The following is a 24,756-nucleotide window of genomic DNA, read 5'->3' on the forward strand; positions in this document are numbered from 1 at the left end:
CAAATCTCCGGAGAGAGGGTCGTGATGCGCGCTCGCCCTTGGCCCCCCATCGACGACCTCATGTTTCTTATTGGGTATCAGCTCACCGCGGTCCGTGTGTCGTCATGGCCCGTAGACTTGTACTTGTCCAAACCGCCAGATGTGGTAATCAGCCTGCGATCGCGCGTTCGCGTCACGCTTGCGGATGGTAGCGTTCTCGAACCAACACACTTGCCAGATGCCGGGATAGCACTCATCGGATTCATTGGCGGCACGATCATCGCGGTGGAGCAGTTCAATCCGTACGGCATCACGATAACACTCGACGTCGGAGCGATAACAATGGAATGCACAAACGAGCAGTTCGAGTCGTTTGGCATCGTTGGAGATGGCCGCGAGATATATGTATAGAACCGCGTCCTGATTCCATGAGGAAGCCTGACCCGAGGCGGGTACGCTGCTCGCCGGAGGCCGAGGGCCAACAAGGAGGTGCCTCATGCGGCATGTCGGCATCGCCTTAGCGTTGCTTCCAAGTCGCTCCATCGCGTACAATCTGCGCTGGCGTGATCGGAGCGTTTGGGCGAATATCGCGTACGGTGCGCGATTTGTCACCAACAAACCGGCGGACAAAGTCGCTTTGTCGGCGAGCTGCTATCACCTACCGGACGGGAGCACGGCGTAGGAGGGAAGAGGGTGCGCATGCTGCAGGTGGAGATGCGACCGGTCGGGTCTTTGCGGCGTTGGTGTCGCAGGTAACGCTTGTCTCAAATTATATGAATGATGCCAGGGATGTCTTGAGAAAGAAGAAATAGACAACAGGTGCAGACTTGAGAGTTAGAAAAAAGGCGTGCCATGACGCAGAGCCGGGTGCAATTGTCGCCATTCCGTTGCCCGTTGGTGGCGGGTATGGTTTGGGGGTTGTTGCAAGGAGAATGCCGAGGGTTCGGCCTGGGAATCGAACTACGCTCTTGTACGGATTCGGCCCGCGGTATCTTGAGATGCCTCGTAACGATCAGATCGCCACATTGAGTGCCAATAATGCGACGCTCGTAGTGCTTACTGGCGACAATCAAATCGCATCTGGGGATTGGCCGCTGGCGGGTAGTATTAAGGAGTTTTTGCCTGGTGAGTGGCCGGTGCCGTTGTTCTCGTACTACCACCCCACTTTTCGTCGATGGCTACTCGTTCCGCATGACGAGCACACCTTGCAGGAAGATTGTTATCGAGAGAGGATCAGGATCACAGCTGAAGAGGCGTCTCAGTGTGCTGATTATTCTTTGTATGGAACGGAGGCATTCGCAATTAGATTAGAACAGGGCATTATTGAGGGGTGGCATGGGCGCCCGCCCATTGTAGATGAATAGGACGTTTGTTTGAGTTGTGACAGCTGACGTTCGACTCCGACGGCAAGGTGGATAGCGGGACACCTGGCGTGTGGGTGCTGCACCACACGTACGACGCGCTGGGCCGGTTGATCCTCTCGCAGAAGCCGTGGGACGATGAGGGCAAGATCGTCCACGTCGAGCACTACTACTACGACGGGGTCCGCCGGGTCCAGGAGATCGTGCTGGCGCCGGTGCCGGGCCTGAGCCCGAAGGAGATCACCGACCCCGAACTGGTGCTGCAGCAGCAGCGGACAGAGCGGGAGTACGTCTGGTCGGCCGCGGCGGACGGCGCCGGCGAGGCCGGGGTGGACGACCTGGTCTGCCAGATCACCGGGCCGGCGTCGCCGGGCGGGGGGATGAGCGGAGGCGGCGGGGGCGTGGGGACGCCGCTGGCGAACAACCACCCGGTGTGGACGGTGACGGACCCGGCCACAGGAATGGGCCTGGCTGGACTCGAACCAGCGACCTCACGCTTATCAAGCGTGCGCTCTAACCAACTGAGCTACAAGCCCGCGTCCGGCGGGAAGCCACCGGCTTTGGGTCGGAAGTATACGCCACACAGGCCACAAGTGAACTGCCACGACGCTCTAGTACAGGGCTGCGGAGGACCGGTTGGGTCCGTGGGAGGTGGGGCGGGTCAAGGAGGTGCCAGGGAGGGGGGGTACGACCAGACGGCGGGGTGGTCCGATACCCCCGGCCGACGCTGCACAAGTCTGTGGACCCGCCGGAACAGGGAGTCCCGCCGTGCCGATAAATGGTGACGAGACCGGATCGGTGGAAGACGCCACAACGAGACCGGGGCCGCGGCCGGACGCGGGCGGAGTGGTTGATGCTCAGAGTGCTCACTGCGAATGCTCGCCCGGGAATGGCGCTGGCCCAGCCGGTGCTCCACCCGAAGCAGCTCGGGCATGTTCTGCTCAAGCCCAACGCGGTGCTGGACCAGGCGGCGCTGGACAAGCTGCGCGAATACCGAGTTCCGGTGCTTTGGATCCGGTATCCGGCTCTGGACTTTCTGGCACGGTACGTGAGCCCGCAGATCGCCGCGGAGCACGCCAAACTGACGTCGACGCTGGCAACCGGGTTCGAGGAAGCGGTGAAGGAGTCGCACGGCCCGATGGACTTTGCGCCCTTTGCGGATGCGGTGCACGGGATGCTGCAGAAACTGATCGAGTCTCCCGGCGCGGCGCTGTTCCTGCAGGACATGATCGACCACGACCGGCCGCTGCTGGCCCACAGCAGCAACGTCTGCTTCATTTCGCTGCTGCTGGGTCTGCGGCTGGATGGGTACCTCGTCGACCAGCGCACGCTGATCTCACCGGCGCGGGCGAAGCGGACCGAGAGCCTGGGTCTTGGGGCGCTGCTGCACGATGTGGGCATGCTCAGGCTGTCGCCCGAGGCGCAGGCGAGGTGGATCGCAACGCAGGACCTGTCGGATCCGGACGTGCGCAAGCACGTGACGCTGGGGTTCGACCTGCTGCGGGGGCAGGTGCCGCCGACGGCGGCTGCGGTGGCGTTGCACCACCACCAGCGGTACGACGGGACGGGGTTCCCGCAGATCCGCCGGTTGGATGGGACGGCGGCGCCGCTCGCGGGACGGCAGATTCACGTCTTTGCGAGGATCGTGGCCGTGGCGGAGACATTCAGCCGCCTGCGCTCGCCACCGGGGGCGGCGATGCTGTCGGTACCTGCCGTGCGGGTGCTGCGGCGGATGCTGGAGATGGCCCGGCGGCTCGAGATCGATCCGGTGGTGTACCGGGCGCTGCTGACGGTCATCCCGGCGTACTCGCCGGGGTCGATGGTTCAGTTGAGCGATGGGGACGTGGCCGTGGTGACCGGATGGGACGCGTCGGATCCATGTCGGCCGACGGTGCGGCACGTGTCGCGGCTGGATTGTCAAGCGGGCGACGAGTCGTCGCTTGGCCCGGAGATCGATCTCAGGCAGCGGCGAGACCTGCACATCGTCGCCATTGATGGGGTGGAAACCGCGTTGGATAACTTTGGGCCACTTCCCTCGTTGCGAACTCAACCCACGGCCGAAAAACTGGCTGTGAAGGACGAATCGGCGGCATCCGCGCCCGGCGCCGGTGATGATGCGAGCGGGCGGTCGGCGGCATGACAGCCGACTGCCCGGTGAGTAGATCAGGTTGCGGGCTTGGCGACCGCGGCGGTTGACGCCTCCGTCGGCGCCACGGCCGGGGTCGCAGCGGGCGTTTCAGCCGTGGACTCGGCAGGGGGATCGGATGATTCCGGTGTAGCGACGGGAGGCGGGGCCGCGGTGTTCTCGGCGGTTGTGGTCGCTGGAGCAGCCGAGGCGGTCGCAGGTCCGCGTCCCTTGGGCCCGCGTCCTTCGCGTCCGCCGGGGCCGTCGGGTGCAGCTCCCGCGATGGCTTCGACCTTGCCCTCGGCGTTCAGGTGAAAGCCGACCGCGGCGAGTTGCGCTTCGGACCATGGTGTACCGAGGATCTCGCCTGCCACGGGTTGGCGGAGGAGTACCTGCTCGTCCGCTTCGATGCCCGCTGCAACTTCGATGAACCGATCGGAGCGGCGGCCGATCTTGATCGGCCGCTTCACGAACTTGCCGCCAGAGGCAGGGACGAAGGCGTACCGCAGCGGGCCCTCGTTGAAAACAGCCTGGACTGGCACGGCAAGTGCGTCATCGACGCGACCAAGGCGAAGCTCGGACTCGCATCGCATCGAGGGCTTGAGGCCGGACTGGGTGCCGCTCGTGATTGCGATCTTGACGGTGTACTCGCGCAGGTTGGGGTCCATCCAGCGGCCAGTCTGCTCGGCGAGGACGGAGATGTTCTGCACCTTGCCTTCGAATGTGCGACCGCCAAGGGCCTCGACCTTGATCGTGGCGGGGAGTCCCTCGCGGACCTTGCCGGCGAGGCTCTCGTGGACCTTGACGGTGGCGACCATCTCGGTGGTGTCGGGAAGGACGATCAGGAGTTGGTTGGGATAGACCTGCGAGCCGATGGCCAGGGGACCGTCACCGCGGAACCAGCCGTTGCGGGACATTTCCGCCGTGGTGCCGTAGACAACGAGCCCCTCTTTCGGCGCCGTGATGGTGGTAGCAGCGAGTTGGGCCTTGAGTTTGGCGAGGGCCTCATCGCGGAGCACGGTCTGGCGTGTACGGTTTTCGAGCGCGGCCTTCTTTGAAGCCAGTTCGGAGTTGTTCTTCTTCTTGACGCGTTCGAGCTCCGCGGCGGCCTCGTCGACGGCGCTCTGCTTGGTCTTCTCGTCCTTGGGGTACTGGAACTCTTCGTAGACCCTCTGCGCGAGCTCGGCCTTGTCGAGATCCGCCTCGGCTTGGAGATAGGCCAGCTCGTCGAGCTTGAGCTGGTCCTTGCTGAGGAAGCCTTCCTTCTCGAGGTTGACGCTCTGGTCGTGCTTGTCCTTGGTGCGGTCTCGCTCGCGCCGGCCGCGGTCGATGGCGAGGGCGTTGTCCTGACGCTTCTGCTTGACCTCTCCCTCCAGCCACTGGCGGAGTTCCAGGCGAGCCAGGTCAAGCTTGAGTTCGGCAGCGCGGTACGCGGAGTCGTTCTGGCTGATCTGGATCTCGTAGTTCTCGCGGGCGGAGATCTCCTCGGCCTTGGCCGATTCCAGCTGCGAATCAGCCTCGCTGATCTTGTTCTTGATGTCCTCGTCGTTCAGCTTGATCAGCAGGTCGCCGGCCTTGACGAACTTTCCTTCTTCAACGATCTCCAGGATCGTGGCCTGGCCACCTTCAAGCTTGTTACGGATCTCGGTGGAGTTCTTCGCCTCCAGCTCGCCGCTCGACGTTGTGGTGATGTCAAAGGAGGTGCGCTGCACCGAGTACATGTCCAAAGTGCCTGATGCGGCTGCCACCCCGGCATCCCCCTGGGACCGAATCAGGGCGGTCGCTCCGACCGCAAGCCCGGCGAGAACTACGACTGGGATGAGCACTTTGACCATGAGCCGGCCCTCCTGTCGGGGACGGGGGCGTCTGAATTCGGATGTAAGGATCGTTTTTGCCATGGGTTCAGTGTGGTCAGACGGCGTGTACGGCTGGTGGTACCGGCGGGGCGAGGAGGAGTTCCCCAATGCGCCCAGACGCCAAACGTCCCCGCCTCCTTTATGATGCTACGGGCAGTGGGAGTGAGCATCGGGGATTGAGGGCCAATTTGACAGAAAAGGGCGTCATTCTGGTTGCTGTGGCCGCCTCGGCCGAGGTTCGCGCCGTTCTGCGGGGTTTGGGAAGCCGGGACGATCCCGATCAGGCCTCGGGATCGTGGCCTCGGCTCACGGTGGTTGGCGGCTGCGAGGTGGCCGAGACTGGGATTGGCAAGGCCAATGCGGCGGCAGCTGTAGCGCGAGTCCTCGATCTGCGGCGTCACAGGGCTGTCGTGTCGCTGGGGGTCGGGGGGGTGCTCCCCGGCGCGGGGCTTGAACTGGGGGGTGTTGTCGTGGGGGAGTTCAGCGTCTTTGCGGATGAGGGGCTGGAGACGGGGCGTGGCTTTGTTGACTGCGCGGCAATGGGGTTTCCGTTGGGGCCTCCGCCCGGAGTGGTGGGGTCCCGGGTCATGGCCGACGCCGAGCTTCTGGCTCGGTTTGAGCCAGTGGCTGATCAGGTGTGTGCCATTGCCACGGTCTCCACCTGCTCGGGCACCGATGCTTTGGCGGGAGAGGTTGTCCGGCGGACGGGAGCGGCGGTCGAGGCCATGGAAGGCGCGGCCGTGGGACTGGCTTGTGCCCGTCTTGGGGCGCCGTTTATTGAGGTTCGCGTGGTGTCGAACACGACCGGGGCGCGGTCTACGCAGCGGTGGGATTTGTCGTTGGCGTTGGAGCGTTTAGCAACCACGGCAGGCAGGCTCGTGGAGGCCATGAGCAGGGGCTGAGGGAGAGGGTTCTCGGACTGGGCGGCGAGGGCGGGTTCTGGGCGGAAGCTCTGCGGGTTACGCGACCTGCGCAGTCTCACCAGTCTGCGAGATTTTTCTCGCCCCTGCGGGGGTCAACCCCGTCCCCGGGGGGGCCGATTCCTTCCGTGGGCACGAGGCTGCCCGCATTTGCTCCCAAGGGGTGTTGCGAAGGACGAGGCCGACACCATGCTGTTCGCATCATTTGATCGACGGCGCCCGTTTGGGCTGCTGAAGCACTCGGGTTATCCGATCGGCGTCGACTTCGGCGTGGCGTCGCTGAAGGTCTTGCAGGTTGCGCCCGGCGCGAAGGACGAGGATCCGCTGGTACTCGTGGCCGCGGCCGCGCTCGAGACGCCGGAGGATCTGCTGACGGACCACGCCAAGCGGATCGCGTTTCAGACCGAGAACCTGCCGAAGCTGATCCGCTCGGGCGAGTTCCGTGGCAAGCGGGCCGTGTGCTCGATCCCGGCGGGCCAGACATTCTGCAAGCACATGCAGTTTCCAAGGACCGACGGACTGACCGTGGCGTCGCTGGTCAAGGCGGCGGTGCCCGCCCAGATCGGCTGCCACCCCGATGCGCTGATCTACCGGCACATCGAGGTGGACGCCTCGTCGGGGAACCCGCAGGCGAACTCGGGCAAGAACGAGGTGATCTGCCTCGCGGCGTCGCGGAAACTGATCGCGCAGTTCATGAAGGCCGTGCGCGATGCCCGTCTTGAGCCGGTGGCGATGCACCCGGAGTGTCTGGCGACGCTGCGGGGGTTTGACCAGATTACTCGCCGCGCCGAGGACACCGCGCTCACGACCCTGTACCTCGATATCGGGATGGGCGCGACGAAGGTGATGATCGCCCACGGTCGTGATCTGGTGTTCGCCAAGGCCATCAACCTCGCGGGAGCCCAGTTGGACGCGGCGGTCGCCAAGCGTCAGCAGGTGGGAGCCGCCGTGGCGAGGGCGAGGCGGATCAACTCGCAGCAGCTGATCCCTTCGGCCAAGGCGGTCAACGCGGCGCCGGCCGGGGAGCCGGGAGACGGGATGGCCGTGCTCGCGGCGGGGATGGTGATGGCGAGGGAGGAGGCGGCAACAGAGGGCCGGCAGCGTCCCGCGGAGATGGCCGCGGCGGCGCTGGCGGAGGAGCGCCGAACGGCGCGCATCGCGCCGGGCCTCACGCACGATCTAACGAGTGAGCCTGCGAGCAAGGGCCCGCGGGCGCCGACGGACATCGACCTGTCGCAGCCGCTCGAGGCGCTCACGGACGAGGTCGCGATGTGCCTGAGGTACCACGAGGCTCTGTTCCCGGGGCGGCGGGTGAACCGGACGATCTTTGTGGGCGGCGAGTCGAGGCACCGCGGGTTGTGCCAGCACATCGCCAGGACGCTCCGCGTCCCGGCGCAGGTGGCGGACCCATTTGCCCGCCTGGCCCGGACTGGTCAGGAGAAGACGCCTGGAGTGGACTTGACATCTCCGCAGCCCGGGTGGGCTGTGCCGTTCGGGCTGTGCGTGGCCCCGACGGACCTGTAGCAGGCGGCGGTGCTGGATGGAATGGTTCGTCGAGCAGGCGGGCCGGGTCGGCAAGGGCAGGGTGAACGGCACGGTTCGGGAGCGAATGACATGAATCTCTCTTTCAAGAACTCACCGTTGGCGCCGCAGAGCCGACCCGACCTCGGCGCGGGCTCGTTCCTCCCCGAGGAGTTTGTGCGGCGCAAGAGGGAACGGCGGAGCAACTTCATCGCTCTGGTGCTGTTCTGCATCGTGATGTTCGGCGTCGTGGCGGCGTTCTTCGTCACCCACCGCCAGTGGAACTCGGTGAAGTCGCTGCAGCAGGACATCAATGCCCAGTACACGGCGGAGGGGCGGAAGATCGACCAGCTCAAGGTGCTGGAGGCGCAGAAGCAGGAGATGCTGGAGAAGGCCGACATTACAGCGGCACTACTGGAGCGCGTGCCGCGATCGATCCTCATGGCCGAGATCATCAACCGGATGCCCGAGCAGTTGACGCTGACGGACCTGAAGCTGATGGGCAAGCGCCTCAAGGAGGCGCCCGCGATGGACACGAAGGAGAAGCTCAAGCAGGCCGCGAAGCCCAAGTCGCTGGCCGGCGCCGCGGCGAAGGACAAGGAGCCGGAGCGGCCCAAGCCGACGGCGCCCAAGTTTGACTTCACGATCGAGCTGGTGGGCCTCGCGGCGGCGGACGACAAGGTGGCGGACTACCAGGCATCGCTCAAGCAGTGCCCCCTCCTGGACGGGGTGGACCTGGTGTATACCGGTGCCGTGAAGGTGGACGACGTGGAGCGTCGCAAGTTCAGGATCGAGGCGCGGATCAAGGCGACGGCCGACGCGAGGAACATCCAGCCGCTGCAGGTGCCGCGTGGCGGAGCGTTCGCGGGCAAGCAGCCGCAGATGGGTCCGGACGGCAAGCCGATGCCCAACTCGCCCTCGTGGGTTCGGCGGTTCGGCCTCACCGGAAGCAAGCTGGAGCCAAAGGCCCCCGACGCGGAGGGTGAGGAGCATGCGCAGGCGGACCAGCCCGCTGCGCCGGCGAGCGCTACGGCGCCGCAGGATCAGCCCGAGGAGCCCATGCCATGAGTCACGCAGCGAACGGATTGAGGCAGGCCTTCTTCTTCGCGGTCCTGGTGGCCGTGCCGGTGGCGTCGTTCTTCATGGTGTTCCGGCCGCAGAACATCGAGATCGCGCGGGCCAAGAAGGAGATCGAGCACAAGCAGGCGATGCTCGACAAGCTGCGCCAGGCGACCGCGATGGCGGCCGATCTGGAGCGGCAGAACGCGCAGATCCGTGAGTCCATCCAGTCGATCGAGGCCAGACTGCCGTCGACCAAGGAGATGGACAACGTGCTCCGCCAGCTGGCGGAGATCGCGGATCAGAACGGGCTGAAGGTCCCCAACTTCAAGAAGTCGGACAAGCCGCTGCAGGCCGGGATGGCGATGGAGCAGCCGCTGGACGTGGAGATCACGGGCGATTTCGACGGGTTCTACCAGTTCCTCCTGGCGCTCGAGCAGCTGCCGCGGATCACGAGGCTGCTCAACGTGGAGATCGCGAGAGCGCCGGATGTGGACGGGAACATGAAGGCGAAGTGTGTGTTGAGCATCTATTACCAGCGCGACGAGGGCCAGATCAAATGACCAAGCCCCCAAGCAACCGGCCGGGCTCCTCGGGATCCGGTCCGGACGATTCGTTCGATGCGGGGCTCGAGGCCGTGGACTCGGGTGACGCGATCGTGGCAGAGGCCGGCGGCGAGAACGAGGCGGATGCCGCCGCGGCGAACCTCCGGATGGACATGCTCGGCGTCGCCTCGGGCGACGAAGGGCTGGACGCGCCGAAGCGGTCGATCGTGTCGTCGCAGAACCTGGTGCTGTTCCTGGTGCTGTTCGCGGCGTCGGGCGCGCTATTCGCGATGAGGTTCCTGGGCATGGGGCCGCGGTCCGCGCTGGCTGATCCGAACCCGGCCTTCACGTACAACGTCGACAAGCCGTCGTCTGTTATGGCGACCGACCACCGCGTGGTGCTCGCGGACCTTTCGGCGAGCCGGATCTCCGGCCAGGTGCCCCCCGAGCAGGTGCAGCGGAACCCGTTCAAGATGGCGGGCACGCTGGCGCCGCTGAACACCGGACCCGCCGAGTCGGGTCCGGACACCGCAGCCGTGGACCGGGCGGCCCGCGAGCAGGCGGAGCGCGAGCGCAAGGAGCGCGAAGCGCGGGAGCAGAAGATCATGCGCGCCCTTGCAACGCTCCAGGTGAACTCGGTGATGACCGGATCGGTGCCCGCAGCGCGGGTGAACGGCGAGTTGGTCCGCGTTGGGGACACGATCGAGGAGGTCTTCACGGTCAAGGACATCCACGGACGCGGCGTTGTGCTCGAGGTGGACGGCAAGTCGTTCACCCTCGAGGTCCCCGAGTCGATGCATCACACCGGCGGCAAGGGCCGCCCGAAGAAGTAAGCCCATGCCGCGAGTCGACATCGATCACCTTCTGAACGAGCTGGGCGTCGACCCGGCGGCGCCGGCCCCGGTGCGGACTCCCAAGGGGCCCGAGCGAACTGAGCAGCCCCCTGCGCCGGCAAGCCCGCGGCCGGATGAGGCGGCGCGTCCATCGCCCTTCAATCGCCTGCCGCCGATCCTGCAGGCCTCCACGCTCGAAGCGCCGGCCGCCAAGCCCCTGCCGCCGCGGCCAGTGAATACGCCGCCAAGGCCGGTGCTGCTTACACCTGCTAACGACACGCTGAGCGACATCTACCAGCCCGAGGCGCACGAGGAGTCAAGGCCGCGGACGGACCTCGGGCAGTTCCTGCTCTCGAGCGGGGCGGTGACAGCGCAGCAACTGACGGCGGCCCAGACGATTATGCGTCAGACGCCGGGCCGGCGCTTGGCGGAGATCGCGATCGAGCAGGGCGCGGACGAGGTCGGCGTGCAGCGGGCGGTGGCGGAGTTCGCCGGTGTCGCCTTCGAGCGGATCGACCTGGAGAAAGGGCTCGAGGGCGGGTTCGACGGAAAACTCCTTCAGCGGCTGAGCCTGGATTTCTGCAAGCAGCACATGGTCGTGCCGCTGCGCATCGGCGAGGGCGGCCGGGTGGTGATCGGTGCTACGAGCACCGACGATGTCTTCCTCGCCGACGAGGTGCGCCGGCGGCTCAAGGTGCCGGCGGTCAAGCTGGTGGTGGTGACGGCGTACGACATCCGCGGAGCGCTGGAACTCGTCGGCGTCACCCAGCAGCAGGATGTGAACATCTCCGACCTGCTCGGCGACGTCTCGGAGACCGACGTCGAACTGGAGCGGCAGGAGACCAGCTCCGAACTGAATCTCGAGCAGCAGGCGGGGGACGGGCCGGTCATCCGCTACGTGAACTACATCATCCAGACAGCGATCACGAACAACGCGTCGGATATCCACATCGAGCCCACCGAGAAGAAGCTCAAGGTGAGGTTCCGCATCGACGGCGAGCTGTTCGAGATGCTGCAGCCCCCGGCGTCGTACGCTGCGGCCATCACCTCGCGTATCAAGATCATGTCCAACATGGACATCGCCGAACGCCGCATTCCGCAGAACGGGCGAATCCGCTGCACGGTCGGCGGTCAGAAGCTGGATCTCCGCGTGTCGACGCTCCCAACCGCGTGCGGCGAGAAGACCGTGATGCGCCTGCTGCGCACGAGCGCGATCAACGTCGAACTCTCCGACTTGGGCTTCGATGAGAACACGATGGAGATCTGGAAGAACCAGATCGACCTGCCGCACGGGATCATCCTCGTCACCGGTCCGACGGGGTCGGGCAAGACAACCACCCTGTACGCCTCGATCCGGCAACTGGACAAGAACTCGCTGAACATCTCCACGGTCGAGGATCCCATCGAGTATCACCTCGACGGGATCACGCAGACCCAGACCCACGAGAAGATCGGGATGACCTTCGCCGAGGCGCTGCGGGCGCTCCTGCGGCAGGACCCGGACGTGATCATGCTGGGCGAGATCCGCGACCAGGAGACGGCGCACACGGCGATCCAGGCGTCGCTCACCGGCCACCTGGTGCTCTCGACGCTGCACACCAACGATGCTCCGTCGTCCATCACGCGGCTGGTCAACATCGGAATCGAGCCATTCCTCGTGGGCGCCGCCATCAACGGCGTGCTGGCGCAGCGGCTCGTGCGGCGGCTGTGCGCTCACTGCAAGTCTCAATCACTGCCGACGGACGAGCGGGCCGAGTTTCTGCGGATGCAGGGGATGGACCCCGACGGAGTATTCGTCTCCGTGGGGTGCGACCGGTGCCGCAGCACCGGGTACACCGGCCGGGTGGGCATCTACGAGTTGCTGTCCGTTGACGACCAGCTCCGCGACATCATCGCCCGCAACCCGAATGTGGCGGAGTTCCGCCGGCTCTGCATCGAGCGGGGCATGGTCACGCTCCGCGACGACGGCATGCGGAAGGTCGCTCGCGGCCTGACCACAGTGGAAGAGGTGCTGAGGGTGACCGAGGCGTCGATGTAGTGGCATGTTGAACGAGAGCCGAACACGCAGTCTCGGATGGCAATCTGCGTGATTTAGGGAATCCACTACTTCCCCAGCCCCAGATGTTGTGGTAACTTCGTTCCCGGCGGACGCGCACGAGACATGCGCGTTGATGTGTGTGCGCCGGTGCGGCCCGGGAGGGGTCGTCGGAGAGAGACCACATGAGCCGTTTCAGTCGCTCGAACCTGGGTGTCATCGGCGGTGGCCCGGGGGATGACCTTCTGGCCGCGCTGGTGTCGCGGTGCACCTTCGGCGTCACAGAAGCCGAGATGTCGCTCGCCCGCTCGCTGGGCTACTGGGGCTACCTGGAATACCAGCTCGCCTGGGACATGATCGACGACACGGCGTGCGAGAACTTCGTCCAGGCGTCGTATCCCGCGATCAAGATGAGCCCGAATCAGCTGCTGACGCTGACCGGCGGCGACGCGACCAACCAGCTCCGTCGAGCCCGCATCTACCGCGCCGTCAAGAGCAAGCGGCAGCTGCTCGAGGTCATGGTGGAGATGTGGACGGATCACTTCAACATCTACAACGGATCGGCTCCCACCGACAGCATGAAGGTGGTGGACGACCGGAGCGTGATCAGGCCCAATGCCCTGGGGAGTTTCCCGGCGTTGCTGTGGGCCTCGGCGCACTCGCCTGCGATGCTTGAGTATCTGAACAACGACACGAACTCGAGGACCGCCCCGAACGAGAACTACGCCCGCGAACTGATGGAGCTCCACACGCTGGGCGTCAACGGCGGGTACACGCAGGCGGACGTGCTGGCAGTCGCCCGGTGCTTCACCGGCTGGAGGTATGTCACCGGCGGCGCAACGACGCCGAACGTGCACACCTTCCTGTACAACACGGGCACGCACGACGTGAACTCCAAGACCCTCTCGCCGATCTTCGATATCGCCGGCGGCTACCAGAACCCGGTGGTCATCCCGGCCCGCACCGCGGCCGCGGGAATCCAGGACGCGATCGATGTGCTCAACATCCTCTCGGTGCACCCGAACACGGCCGCGTACATCGCGGGCAAGATCCTGACGCACCTGTGGGGGCAGAACCCGCCGCAGTCGCTGGTTAGTGCTCTGGCGCAGGTGTACCTCGCTACCGGCGGCGATATCAAGCAGATGGTGCGGTGGACACTCGATCCGGCGAGGATTTCCTCGGCGCCGTGGAAGTTCAAGCGGCCGCTGCATCTGGCCGCGTCGGCCCTCAGGGCGACAAGCGCGACGATCACGCAGACCAACTCGGTGCAGACCGCGATCGGCGCGGCCGGGCACATGCCGTTCGCGTGGCTGACGCCGGATGGCTATCCCGACAAGGTCGAGGCCTGGGTGGACCTGCTGCTGCCCCGGTGGAGCTTCGGCGCCTCGTTGATGAACAACGAATACTGGAACTCCACGACGCAACTGGGCTCCACGGTCGACAGCGTCCCGCTGATGGCGGGCGCGGTCTCGCCGGCCTCGGTGCTCAAGCAGATCAACAAGGTCATCTTCGGCGGGAAGATGCCCCCGCAGGACCTGGCCGGGTTGTCGCAGTACATCGGCGTCTCGAACCCGAGCAACACGAAGATCAGGGAGTCGATCGGGCTGGCGATCGGCTGCCCGGCGTTCCAGTGGTACTAGGCGGCGAGCGGGGCGGTCCACGCGGGACGGGGTCGTTCGTCGGGGTGCAACAGGCAAACGCGGGTGGAGCGGGAGGCAGGTGAGGCCATGAGCGAGCACGAGTGCATCGGCTGCAACGAGTACCAGGTCCTTTCGCGGCGTCAGTTCATCGGCGCGGCGGGGATGATGGGCCTGCTGGCGACCTCCGCCCCGGCGTGGCTGCCGCGGGTGGCGTTCGCCAAGGACTATCGAGGTGGGGCAAGGGACGTCATCGTCGCGGTTTTCCTGCGCGGGGCGTCGGACGGACTGTCGATGGTGGTCCCCTACGCGGATCCCCAGTACGCCATCAAGCGGCCGACGCTGAAGATCCCCCCTCCAACAGATCCGGACACCGTGAACCGGTGCATCGACCTCAACGGCTATATGGGCCTCCACCCGTCGCTTGGTGCGCTCAAGCCGTTTTACGACGATTCAACGGTGGCGTTCATCCAGGCGACCGGCTCGAACGACCCGTCCCGCTCGCACTTTGATGCCCAGCGGTTCATGGAAGTCGGGAAACCCGGCGACGCGTCGATCAGCACCGGGTGGCTGGCGAGGCACCTGATGACGACGCCGCCCCTCCAGCCCAACGCGGCGGCACGGGCGATCGGTATCGCATCCAACCTCGAGATCGCGCTGCTGGGCGCTCCCAAGGCCGTGCCGGTTCCGACGCTCGCCAACACGACCGTCACCTACAACATCACCGGACCCGGCGACACTCGGGCGGCCCGGCTCGCGGCACTGAACACGGCGTACAACCTGGTGGCGGACCCGGTCCGCACCGCCGCGAGCAACACGCAGGCCACGATCAACATGCTCGCTGGGATCAACTTCTCGACGTACACGCCCAATGGCGGCGCGGTGTACCCGGCGACGTCCTTCGGACGAGCGCTCAAGTCAACCGCGGCGCTGATCCGCGCCAATGTCGGCGTCGAGGCTGTCTGCATCGACAAGGGCGGCTGGGATACCCACTCGGCTCAGGGCAACTTCGGCACGGGCACGATGTCGGCGAACCTCACGGATCTCGGCAACGCGCTGGCCGCGTTCCGGCGCGATGTGCTGGTGAGCACGTCGAACGTCACGGTGGTGGTGATGTCCGAGTTCGGGCGGCGAGTTCTTGAAAACGCCTCGGCCGGTACCGATCACGGGCACGGCAACTGCATGATCGTGATGGGCGGTCACGTCAACGGCAACCAGGTCTTCAATGGCTTGCCCGCGGGCCAGGGCGGCCCCGGCCCCGGCTGGCCGACGCTGTCGAACCTGTACCAGAACCTCGACCTGCAGGTGGCGACCGACTACCGCGACGTCCTCGCGGAGATCACCCAGAACAGGCTGAATAACTCCAATCTCGCGACGGTCTTTCCGGGCTATACGCCCACGTTCCCCGGAGTCGTCAGCGCCTGACACATCCCGGGGACGGCTTGCGGGCCGAACGGCAACCGGCTACAACTCACCGACCGGTGGTCGAGGAGTTGCCGCATGGCGTTTGCGAGATGGTTCAGCACGCGGGGTGTCGCGGCCGCGATCGTGGCCGGTGCCCTCGCCGCGTGCGCCGGCGGACCGTCAAAGGGCCAGGAGGCTCCGGGGCAATACTCCTACTCGGGCGGCAAGCTCAGCGGGAAGGAAGCCGCCTCGATCAACAAGGTGTGGGCGGCCGCACGCACCGCCGTCAATGAACTCGAGTTTGCGGTGCTTGAGGCGAACAAGGACGCAGTGGGGGGGCGCCTGCGGGCGTCGCGAATGAACGGCGTCGAGGTGCTCGTCGTGCTCGACTACCGGGCCGACATGCTCACGGACGTCTCGATCCAGGTCGGGTACTTCGGGGACGAGGAAATCTCGCGGCTGGTGCTGGAGCGAATGGAAGCCCAGTTGCGCACGGGGCTCAACGCGGCCCCCAGTCAAGACACGCCAGGGTAAAGCAACAGGAGTTTCGTCCCAATGGTCTGGCGGGCACCTGCAACGTGCGTCGTTCTTGCAGTGCTAACGGGCATGGCCCCGAGTGCCGCTGGGACGTCGACCCCGCCCGCGGCCTCTCGGCCGTCCGCCCGGTCAGCGGCAACTCCCGATGAGCAGGCGGAACTCCTTCGAGAGTTCCTGGCGGCGGCCGAGCACAGCGGGCTTTGGGGCGCGGTGCTGGTTGTGCAGGGCGATCGGGTCCTGGCTGATGTGGCGCTCGGGAACGCCGACGGAGCCGCGGAACCGCCGATCCGGAACACCACGGCAACCCGGTTCGATATCGGCTCGGTCTCCAAGCAGTTCGCGGCCGCGGCGGTGCTGCGGCTGCAGATGCAGGGGAAGCTGTCCATCGACGATCCCGTCGTGACGTTCTTCCCGGAGGTTGTGCTCGATCCCGAGCACCTGCGTGAGGACCTGACGCTGCGGCACCTGCTGACGCACACTTCGCTGCTGCCGCGGGACGCGAACTTCCGCAACCTGGACTTCAAGGACCGCGACCAGGTCATGGACCACATCCTCTCCGCGCCGCCGTTTCGCCGCGGCGAACCGGGAGAGGCGTTCCTGTATTCGAACCTCAACTACTTCCTCATCGCCGCGGTGATTGAGAAGGTGGCCGGCAAGCCCTTCGAAGAGGCGGTCCGGGAACTGGTGTTCGAGCCGGCAGGGCTCTCGCACACCATGTTCTGCGGCGAGAAGCCTGATCCCGCGGCGGGGCCGGTGGCGCACGGCTACGAGGATGCGGGCTCGCGCGATCCGACCGTCGGCGACATCGGGCCGGCGGACGAGCGGCCCTTTGCCTGGGGCCACCGCGGCGCGACGGGTGTGCTCACGACGACCCACGACCTGCTCACATGGCGCACCGTGCTCAGCGCCGATGGATTCCTGGATGCGGCGTCACGGGCCGCGATGTTCGCCCCGGGCCTCGAGGGATACGCGCTCGGCTGGTACGTTCTTCCGTCGTCGGAGGACGTGTCGCTCGCGCAGCACGCGGGTACGACCCTCGGGTTTGAAGCGGATGTGGCGCTGTGGATGCCGCTGCGATCCCCCATGCCCGAGGACGATGACTTTGACTACCTGGCGCCGCCGGACCTCCCGGCAGGAACCGCGATCATCGGGCTGTACAACCGGCGGCGGGGCGCGGCGGTGCCCGTCCGGTCACGGATCATCGATATCCTGCTGGGCAAGCCGGTCGTTCTGCCGCCGACGCCCGTTGACCTGACAGATGCCCAGCGAGAGCAGTTGCAGAGCCGGATGGGCGTGTACGAGATTGAGGGCGGCGGCGCCCTCGAACTCACGGAGATCGATGAGGGCGTACGCGCCGTCGCGATCGGTCAAGACATGATGAACACGCTCATCCTCCCGGCCGAGGGGGACGCGGAGGAACTCGCCGAGCGCACCGCGGCGACGGCGGAGGTGCTGCAAGGCTGGATGACGGGTGAAGCCGCCCACATGACCCGGTTCTTCAACGCGGTCCACGAGCGGGTCCCGCAGTCGGCCGCGAGAAACTGGGCAACGCGTTGGGCATCGGCCAACCGTGAGGGCGACCCGATCAAGTCCATGACGGTGCTCGGATCGACGCGGGGAGACGCCCGGGTCGGGTACCCGATCCAGACGTTTGTGCGGCTGGACTACGAGCGCCGCCCCGAGATCATCCGGTTGTTCTGGCGCGACGGCAGCATCTACGGGATCGGCCTGTTCTCGCTCTCACAGGCGGGCGGGCCGTCGCTGACACTGGTGCCCGAATCGGAGTCCTCGATCGCCTCGCTCAATGCAGGGACGTGGTCGACGATTCGGCTTGTCCTGGCGCCATCCGACGGCGGTTCGGACTCCGTCGTCATCGTGACGGACTCCGGCGACAAGATCGCGCGGAAGCGGCCGCCCGCCGCCCCGTAACGGGTGCCTCCCGGGACTCGGTACACTGCTCAGAGCCAGATTCAGGGGAGTACGGATGACCACAAGCCCATCACAGCCGGGTCCCTCCGGCGACATCGATTCGGTGCTGAACGAGACACGTCTCTTTCAGCCGCCCTCCGCGGCGGAACTCGGCCTTCCCGGCGGTGCCCAGTGGCTCGTCCCATCGATCGGCGCCTACCGAGAGATGCACCGCCGGTCGATCGAGCAGCCGGGCGAGTTCTGGGGGTCGATCGCGAAGGAACTGCACTGGTTCACGCCGTGGACGTCGGTTGTTTCGTGGAGCCCGCCGGATGCCCGCTGGTTCGACGGCGCGACAACCAACATCGCGTACAACTGCCTCGAGCGACAGATCCAAGCGGGTCTCGGCGACCGGACGGCGATCCTGTGGGAAGGCGAGCCCGTGGGGCCCTCCGGGCCCGAGGTTCGACGCCTCTCGTACCGAGATTTGCTGTGCGAATCATCGAAGCTGGCGAACGCGCTCAAGGCGATGGGAGTCCGAAAGGGTCAGGTCGTCACAATCTATATGGGCATGGTGCCGGAACTGCCGATCGCGCTGCTCGCCTGTGCGCGCATCGGGGCGCCGCATTCGGTCATCTTCGGCGGGTTCAGCGCGCACGCGATCGCCGACCGGCTGACCGATGCCTCATCGAGGACCGTGATCACGTGCGACGGGGCGTGGCGCCGCGGCAAGGTGGTCCCGCTGAAGGAGAACGTCGACGCGGCGGTCTCGCAACTCGAGAAGGCCAAGCCCGGCGCCGCCGCGGTGGACCACGTGATCTGCCTGAAGCGGTGCGGCAACACCGTGGAGTGGAACGCCGGCCGAGACCGCTGGTGGCACGACGTGGTGGACAAGGCGTCCGATCAATGCCCTGCCGAGCGGATGAACAGCGAGGACATGCTGTTCCTTCTGTACACATCCGGTTCGACCGGCAAGCCCAAGGGGATCGTGCACACCACGGGCGGGTACATGGTGCACGTGTACGCGACAGCGAAGTACGCATGGAACTTCGGCGATCCGGCCGGAGCCGGTGGCGATGCACCGCTGTACTGGTGCACCGCCGATATCGGCTGGGTCACCGGCCACTCCTACATCCTTTACGGCATCCTCCCCAACCGCGTGACTTCGTTGATGTTCGAGGGGGCGCCGAACTTCCCCGCCGAGGATCGCTTCTGGGACATCGTCGAGCGGCACCGGGTGACGCATTTCTATACCGCGCCGACCGCGATCCGCGCGTTCATGAAGTGGGGCGAGAAGCACCCGAAGAAGCACGACCTGTCCTCGCTCCGCATCCTCGGAACGGTCGGCGAGCCGATCAATCCCGAGGCCTGGATGTGGTACCGGGAGCACATCGGCGCGGACCGCTGCCCGATCGTCGATACGTGGTGGCAGACCGAGACAGGCGGATTCATGATCGCGCCGCTGCCCGGCGCGATGCCCACCAAGCCCGGCTCGTGCACGCTCCCGTTCTTCGGCGTCGACGCCGCGGTCGTCAACGAACAGGGCCACGAGGTCGGCGCAAACAAGGGCGGCCTGCTGGTCATCCGCCGGCCGTGGCCGGGGATTATCCGCGGCGTCCACGGCGACCGCGACCGGTTCGTGCAGACCTACTTCTCGCGAGTCCGCGATCCGGCGACCGGCCAGGCGTACTACTTCACAGGCGATGGGGCGCGGCGCGACGCCGACGGCTACTTCTGGGTCATGGGCCGTATCGACGACGTCATCAACGTCGCGGGCCATCGGCTTGGGACGATGGAGATCGAATCGGCGCTGGTGTCGCATCCGGCTGTGGTCGAGGCCGCGGTCGTCGGGATGCCCCACGACATCAAGGGCACCGGCATCGCGGCGTTTGTGACGCTCGGATCCGGGCAGAGGGCCGGGGAGGACCTTCGCGCTGCCCTGCTCGAGCACGTCAGCCGCGAGATCGGCCCAATCGCCCGGCCCGATTCGATCCGTTTCACCGACGCCCTGCCGAAGACGCGGTCCGGCAAGATCATGCGGCGGCTGCTGCGCGATATTGCGTCCGGCGTCGAGAACATCCGGCAGGATACGACCACGCTGGAGGACTACTCGATCCTCGCGAAACTCAGGGGTGACGACGAATCGTGACCCGCGACGCACCGCTTCGGCACAGAGAATACAGTCGGGCACGAGGGCGTTGACCGATGTGCACGCCGATCGTCGCCCGGCAGCCCCGTCCAGCAGATCAGCAACAGGAGATCGAAATGCTCACCCGTCACGCCGCAGTTCTCATCGCCTCGCTCTGCGCCACGGCCGGCGCGATCGCTCTCGGAACGCCCACGGTGGATCGCCCTGAACAGGCGCAGGTCACCGAGAAGCAGCCCGCCGCGCCCGCGGCCGCGGACCCGGCAAAGGAGGCCCCGGCGCCTGCGGTGGCAAAGGTCGTCTACGTCAAGATGGCGACCTCCAAGGGCAACATCATCATCGAACTCAACGAGGAGAAGGCGCCGATCTCCACCGCGAACTTCCTCTCGTATGTCGACAAGGATTTCTACAACGGAACGATCTTCCACCGCGTGATGGACGGCTTCATGATCCAGGGAGGCGGGTTTACGCCCGACATGGAGCAGAAGGCCACTGACAAGCCGATCAAGAACGAGTGGAAGAACGGCCTGAAGAACGTGCGGGGATCGATCGCGATGGCACGCACAAACGTGGCCGACTCAGCGACGAGCCAGTTCTTCATCAACGTCCAGGACAATCCGGGCCTGGATGCCCCCAACGACGGCGCCGCCTACGCGGTCTTCGGCAAGGTTGTCGCCGGAATGGATGTGGTCGACGCCATTAAGTCCGTCGAGACCACCACCAAGCGACCGCACGCCAACGTTCCAGTCGAGCCGATCACGATCAACTCCGTCACGAGGCTCACCCCCGAGCAGGCGGCGGAGATCATCAAGGGCGGCGCGGCGACGAAGAAGTAGCTCTGACACAGGCTTCATACCGGCCGGGGGGCGAGGCTTCGCGTTCACAACGGGATGAACGAAGGAGGTTGCGGATGCTTCGGAGTATCGGGCTTGTGGCCGCGTTGTCGCTCGCCTCGCCGGCCTTTGCCGGCGAAACGGATTGGCTGGCCGACCTGCTGCCCGCGTGGTTCGACCAGGATCCCCCGGCCAGCGCCGCAGAACCAAGCTCCCCCCCGGAGGCGATCCCGAGCGCCAGCGGGGATCGCGACAGCAACAGCAACCTGGCCCGGCAGGCGCAGAATCCGGTCGCCAACCTGATCAGCCTTCCCTTCCAGAACAACATCAACTTCGGCGTCGGACCGGACAACGACATTCAGAATGTCCTGAACATCCAGCCGGTCATCCCGTTCCACCTGAGCGAGGATCTCAACCTGATCACGCGGACGATCCTGCCGGTGATCTACCAGCCCAAGCCGCTGCCCGATGACGATTACGAGTTCGGCCTGGGCGACATCGTTTTCTCGATGTTCCTGTCCCCGGCGAAAGCGAGCAAGTTCATCTGGGGCGCCGGTCCCGTGTTCCTCTTCCCCTCGGCGACATCCGATTCGCTGGGAAGTGGCAAGTGGGGCGCCGGCCCGACGGTTGTCGGCCTGTACATGGACGGTCCATGGGTAGTCGGGGCCCTGGTCAACAACATCTGGTCGTTCGCAGGCGAGAGCGATCGCGCCAGCGTCAACTCGATGACGCTCCAGCCCTTCGTCAACTACAACCTGCACGACGGCTGGTACCTGACCAGTTCGCCGATCATCACCGCAAACTGGCAGGCCGACGACGATGACCGCTGGATCGTTCCGCTTGGCGGCGGGTTCGGCAAGATCTTCCACATCGGCGACCAGCCGATCAACGCCTCCGTCCAGGCGTACGGCAATGTAGTCACTCCTGACAACGGTCCGGACTGGACGCTGCGGGTCCAGTTCCAGCTTCTTTTTCCAGAATAGAACCGCGAGCCGCGGCTCGCCCCGCCCCGAAAGGCTCAGCCATGTCCGACCTCATCAAGTTCACCACGTCTTTTGGCGACATCGTCGTCCGGGTTGACGCCGCCAAGGCCCCGGTGTCGTCCAAGAACTTCCTCGCATACGTCGACAAGGGCCACTACAACGGCACGATCTTCCATCGCGTGATCTCCAACTTCATGGTGCAGGGCGGCGGCTTCACCCCCGACATGAAGCAGAAGCCCACTGACGCCCCAATCATCAACGAATGGCACAACGGCCTCAAGAACACCCGCGGCACGCTCGCCATGGCCCGGTTGGGCGGCAAGCCTGACTCGGCCACCTGCCAGTTCTTCATCAACGTCGTTGACAACAGCTTCCTTGACCAGGCCCAGGCCGATGGCGCGGCGTATGCCGTCTTCGGCAAGGTGGTCTCGGGGATGGAGGTCGTCGACCAGATCCGCGCCGTGAAGACCACGACCCGTGGCGGCATGCAGGACGTCCCGACGACCGCTGTTGTCATGACCTCTGTGAGCCGCGTTCCCACCGATGAGGCAGCGAAATTCATCTAAACGATGCGGTGTTTGCGTAGAGTACGTGATTTCCTTTGAGAAACTCGGGTAAATACCAAAGAAATGCTGCCGCGATACGCGTTAGAATCCAGGAGTCGCCGTCGAGGAGCGGGAATCACTGAGTTTTCCCCTAGGCCATGAGTCTTCGGCGATCCGACCGAGATCGAAGCGTCAAGCGATCTCGTTCGGATAGGGCAGCAAATCCAGTGGATCGAGTGCGACCAGGAATGTCGAACGGCGCGGCCGCTGGCCGCGTCAGAAGTGGCCCATCACGTGTGGTCACAGCGAGCGGCGCCCCCATCGCCGTAGCCGGATTTTATCCGGCCGCTGATGTATGCGCCGATCTTGCCGCGGCGCCACAGGGACTCACTGCCGCAGTCTTCGATGCCCTGCCGATCCGATTGGTGATCCTTGATTCCGAAGGCGGGATACGTGCGACAAACCGTCAGTGGCGGGATTTTGTCCTGCGATGCGGCCTGACCGCAGACCGGGCTCGCCCGGGCACGAACTATCTCGCCCTCTGCGAAGCGGCCGCAGCCCACGGCGAGCCCGCAGGAGAGATCTCTTCCGCCGTGCTGCGCGAGGTGCTGGAGAGAAGGCGAGCCGAGGCCGAGGCCGAGTACTCCTACCGGATCGACGGCGAGTACCGCTGGTACCTGATCAGGGCGTGGCGACTCGGCGATCACCATGTGCTCGTCGCGCACCACGATATCACCCGCTACAAGCGTCTCGAGATGGCGCTGCGGAACAGCGAGACGAGGTACCGGTCGATCGTTGATACGGCGCACGAGGGGATCTGGCTCATCGACCACCAGGCTCGGACCACGCTCGTCAACGCGCGCATGGCGGAGATGCTCGGGCACACCCCGGACTCGATGCTCGGCCGTCCGTTGTGGGAGTTCATGGACGATGCCGCGTGCGCCGAGGCGCGCAGGCACTTCGATCATCGACGGGAAGGAGTACGGGAACGCCACGACTTCCGGTTCATTACACGTGCCGGCGACGACCTGTGGACCAGCTGCTCGACGAGCCCCATCTTCGACGATTCCGGTCGGTTTGCCGGAGCGATCGCCATGGTGACGGACGTCACGCGGCAGCGGGCCGCCGAGCAGCGGTCACGGGCGATCGAGACCGAGATGACGCAGGTCTCGAGGCTGTCGATCGCCGGGGAGATGGCCGCGGAGATCGCCCACGAGATCAACCAGCCCCTCGCCGCGATCGCGACCTACCTGCAGGCGGCGAAGAACCACCTCGCAAGCACAGGCGATGCCCCCGGCGGCGCCGCGGAGAACGTCGAAAAGGCCCTTCAGCAGGCTCTTCGCGCCGGCGACGTCGTCCGCAATCTCACCGCGTTTGTCCGGCACCGATCCCACCGCCACGAGCCCGTCTCGATCGCCGAGGTCCTCGGTGAGATCGAGATGCTCGCCGAAGCAGCGGGCGGCGACGGCATCATGGTCCGCATGTGCATCGCGCCGTTACTCGCCCGGGTCCAGATCGACAAGGTCCAGATCCAGCAGGTCGTGCTCAACCTCGTGCGCAACGCGGCGGATTCCTGCAGGGCCCTTCCCGGTGGCCCCCCCGCGGATACCGAGATCATCGTTCGTGCAGAGGCGAGCGGCGATTCGGTCGTAGTGTCCGTTACCGACTACGGGGTCGGTTTGGCGGGTGTCGACGCCAGCAGGCTGTTCCACGCGTTCTATACCACCAAGCCGAACGGCATGGGCCTGGGGCTCTCGATCAGCAGAACGATCATCGAGTCGCACGCCGGACGCCTTTGGGCCGAGCCCGGTGCCTCCGGCGGCGCGGTGTTTTCATTTACACTCCCATGCATCTCGGAGAGGCCATGACGATGCCCGAACCCGCAGATCGACCGACTGTGTTTATCGTGGACGACGACGCCGCAGTCCGCGATTCGCTTTCTTCGTTGCTCTCATCAGCCGGAATCGCTAGCGCGGGGTTTGCAACGGCCGAGGCGTTCCTCGGCGCGTTCGAAGGGACACGCCCAGGCTGTCTTGTCACCGATGTGCGCATGTCGGGCCAGAGCGGGCTTGCGCTGCAGAAGACCCTCGCCGAGCGAGGCGACGACCTGCCGATCATCTTTATCACGGGCTATGCCGATGTCGCCACAGCGGTCGGTGCGATGAAGGCCGGCGCCCTGGATTTCCTCGAGAAGCCGTTCAACCAGGACCAGTTGCTGTCGAGGATCCGGGAAGCCCTCGCCCGCGACGCTGAGTCGCGGCGTCGCAAGGGCAGCGCCGCCGACGCCGCCGCACGGCTGGCCCGGCTCACGCGACGCGAAAAGGACATCCTCCGGCGTGTGCTGGACGGCAAGTCGTCCCGCGAGATCGCCCAGGAAATCTTCCGGACAGAGAAGACCGTCGAGTTCCACCGCCGCAACATCCTGAGGAAGCTCGGCGTTCGCAAGACAATCCAGGTTCGGGATCTGATCAATGCGGCTGGCCTTCCCCTCGATGCTGAGTCGTAGCACCTACACTCCCGGCGAGGGCC

21 protein-coding genes and 1 tRNA gene are annotated in these 24,756 nt (G+C 65.7%); 19 read left to right on the top strand and 3 right to left on the bottom strand.

From position 1 onward, the window contains the following. Nucleotides 1–123: 123 nt before the first annotated feature. Together KF745_12710 and KF745_12715 are read left to right on the top strand one after the other, a co-directional pair. Complete coding sequence (locus KF745_12710; protein ID MBX3359275.1) at nt 124–390, top strand: hypothetical protein; 267 nt, start codon at nt 124–126, stop codon at nt 388–390. A 416-nt stretch (nt 391–806) separates the two neighbouring features. Then, nucleotides 807–1,343 carry a hypothetical protein gene (locus KF745_12715; protein ID MBX3359276.1) on the top strand — a complete coding sequence of 179 codons (537 nt, stop codon included), beginning with the start codon at nt 807–809 and terminating at the stop codon, nt 1,341–1,343. A gap of 169 nt (nt 1,344–1,512) precedes the next feature. On the opposite strand, the gene KF745_12720 is transcribed toward KF745_12715, so the two are convergent. Next, on the bottom strand, nt 1,513–1,797 hold the full coding sequence (locus tag KF745_12720) for a hypothetical protein (protein ID MBX3359277.1): 285 nt from the start codon (nt 1,795–1,797) through the stop codon (nt 1,513–1,515). 5 nt (nt 1,798–1,802) lie between these two features. Next, nucleotides 1,803–1,876: transfer RNA gene (locus KF745_12725), tRNA-Ile, on the bottom strand. A gap of 317 nt (nt 1,877–2,193) precedes the next feature. Between KF745_12725 and KF745_12730 the strand changes: the two genes are divergently transcribed. Beyond that, nucleotides 2,194–3,480 (top strand): HD domain-containing protein, encoded by a 1,287-nt coding sequence (locus KF745_12730; protein ID MBX3359278.1) that lies wholly within the window; start codon nt 2,194–2,196, stop codon nt 3,478–3,480. A gap of 23 nt (nt 3,481–3,503) precedes the next feature. Here the strand turns inward: KF745_12730 and KF745_12735 are convergent, their stop codons facing one another. After that, nucleotides 3,504–5,300, bottom strand: a complete 1,797-nt coding sequence (locus tag KF745_12735; protein ID MBX3359279.1) for an HlyD family efflux transporter periplasmic adaptor subunit — start codon at nt 5,298–5,300, stop codon at nt 3,504–3,506. A 197-nt stretch (nt 5,301–5,497) separates the two neighbouring features. On the opposite strand from KF745_12735, the gene mqnB reads away from it, so the two are divergent. The 16 genes from mqnB (at nt 5,498) to KF745_12815 (ending at nt 24,733) form a co-directional block, all read left to right on the top strand. Beyond that, a complete protein-coding gene (gene mqnB, locus KF745_12740) occupies nt 5,498–6,223 on the top strand; it encodes a futalosine hydrolase (protein ID MBX3359280.1) in 726 nt (241 codons plus the stop codon). A gap of 207 nt (nt 6,224–6,430) precedes the next feature. After that, complete coding sequence (pilM, locus tag KF745_12745) at nt 6,431–7,765, top strand: pilus assembly protein PilM (GenBank protein MBX3359281.1); 1,335 nt, start codon at nt 6,431–6,433, stop codon at nt 7,763–7,765. Between the two features lie 90 nt (nt 7,766–7,855). Then, nucleotides 7,856–8,830, top strand: a complete 975-nt coding sequence (locus KF745_12750; GenBank protein ID MBX3359282.1) for a PilN domain-containing protein — start codon at nt 7,856–7,858, stop codon at nt 8,828–8,830. Further along, on the top strand, nt 8,827–9,384 hold the full coding sequence (gene pilO / locus KF745_12755; GenBank protein MBX3359283.1) for a type 4a pilus biogenesis protein PilO: 558 nt from the start codon (nt 8,827–8,829) through the stop codon (nt 9,382–9,384). The genes KF745_12750 and pilO overlap by 4 nt, the downstream gene beginning before the upstream one ends. After that, nucleotides 9,381–10,199: a general secretion pathway protein GspB gene (locus KF745_12760; GenBank protein MBX3359284.1), complete on the top strand. Its 819-nt coding sequence runs from the start codon at nt 9,381–9,383 to the stop codon at nt 10,197–10,199. Before pilO ends, KF745_12760 begins: the two co-directional genes overlap by 4 nt. A gap of 4 nt (nt 10,200–10,203) precedes the next feature. Further along, nucleotides 10,204–12,237, top strand: coding sequence for a Flp pilus assembly complex ATPase component TadA (gene tadA, locus KF745_12765; protein ID MBX3359285.1), 2,034 nt, complete (start codon nt 10,204–10,206; stop codon nt 12,235–12,237). Between the two features lie 182 nt (nt 12,238–12,419). Then, on the top strand, nt 12,420–13,874 hold the full coding sequence (locus tag KF745_12770; GenBank protein MBX3359286.1) for a DUF1800 domain-containing protein: 1,455 nt from the start codon (nt 12,420–12,422) through the stop codon (nt 13,872–13,874). 87 nt (nt 13,875–13,961) lie between these two features. Next, nucleotides 13,962–15,296: a DUF1501 domain-containing protein gene (locus KF745_12775; protein ID MBX3359287.1), complete on the top strand. Its 1,335-nt coding sequence runs from the start codon at nt 13,962–13,964 to the stop codon at nt 15,294–15,296. Nucleotides 15,297–15,371: 75 nt separating this feature from the next. Then, on the top strand, nt 15,372–15,809 hold the full coding sequence (locus KF745_12780; GenBank protein MBX3359288.1) for a DUF3568 family protein: 438 nt from the start codon (nt 15,372–15,374) through the stop codon (nt 15,807–15,809). Between the two features lie 72 nt (nt 15,810–15,881). After that, complete coding sequence (locus KF745_12785) at nt 15,882–17,741, top strand: beta-lactamase family protein (protein ID MBX3359289.1); 1,860 nt, start codon at nt 15,882–15,884, stop codon at nt 17,739–17,741. 55 nt (nt 17,742–17,796) lie between these two features. Next, nucleotides 17,797–19,869, top strand: coding sequence for an acetate--CoA ligase (acs, locus tag KF745_12790; protein ID MBX3359290.1), 2,073 nt, complete (start codon nt 17,797–17,799; stop codon nt 19,867–19,869). A gap of 308 nt (nt 19,870–20,177) precedes the next feature. After that, entirely contained in the window at nt 20,178–20,702 is a 525-nt protein-coding gene (locus KF745_12795) for a peptidyl-prolyl cis-trans isomerase (protein MBX3359291.1), read from the top strand. 74 nt (nt 20,703–20,776) lie between these two features. Next, nucleotides 20,777–21,682: a hypothetical protein gene (locus KF745_12800; protein MBX3359292.1), complete on the top strand. Its 906-nt coding sequence runs from the start codon at nt 20,777–20,779 to the stop codon at nt 21,680–21,682. 41 nt (nt 21,683–21,723) lie between these two features. Then, complete coding sequence (locus KF745_12805; protein MBX3359293.1) at nt 21,724–22,248, top strand: peptidyl-prolyl cis-trans isomerase; 525 nt, start codon at nt 21,724–21,726, stop codon at nt 22,246–22,248. A gap of 572 nt (nt 22,249–22,820) precedes the next feature. Beyond that, complete coding sequence (locus KF745_12810) at nt 22,821–24,095, top strand: PAS domain S-box protein (GenBank protein ID MBX3359294.1); 1,275 nt, start codon at nt 22,821–22,823, stop codon at nt 24,093–24,095. Continuing rightward, on the top strand, nt 24,092–24,733 hold the full coding sequence (locus KF745_12815) for a response regulator transcription factor (GenBank protein ID MBX3359295.1): 642 nt from the start codon (nt 24,092–24,094) through the stop codon (nt 24,731–24,733). The genes KF745_12810 and KF745_12815 overlap by 4 nt, the downstream gene beginning before the upstream one ends. Nucleotides 24,734–24,756 lie beyond the last annotated feature (23 nt).

The organism is Phycisphaeraceae bacterium, assembly GCA_019636655.1.
Classification (GTDB): Bacteria; Planctomycetota; Phycisphaerae; order Phycisphaerales; family UBA1924; genus JAHBXB01.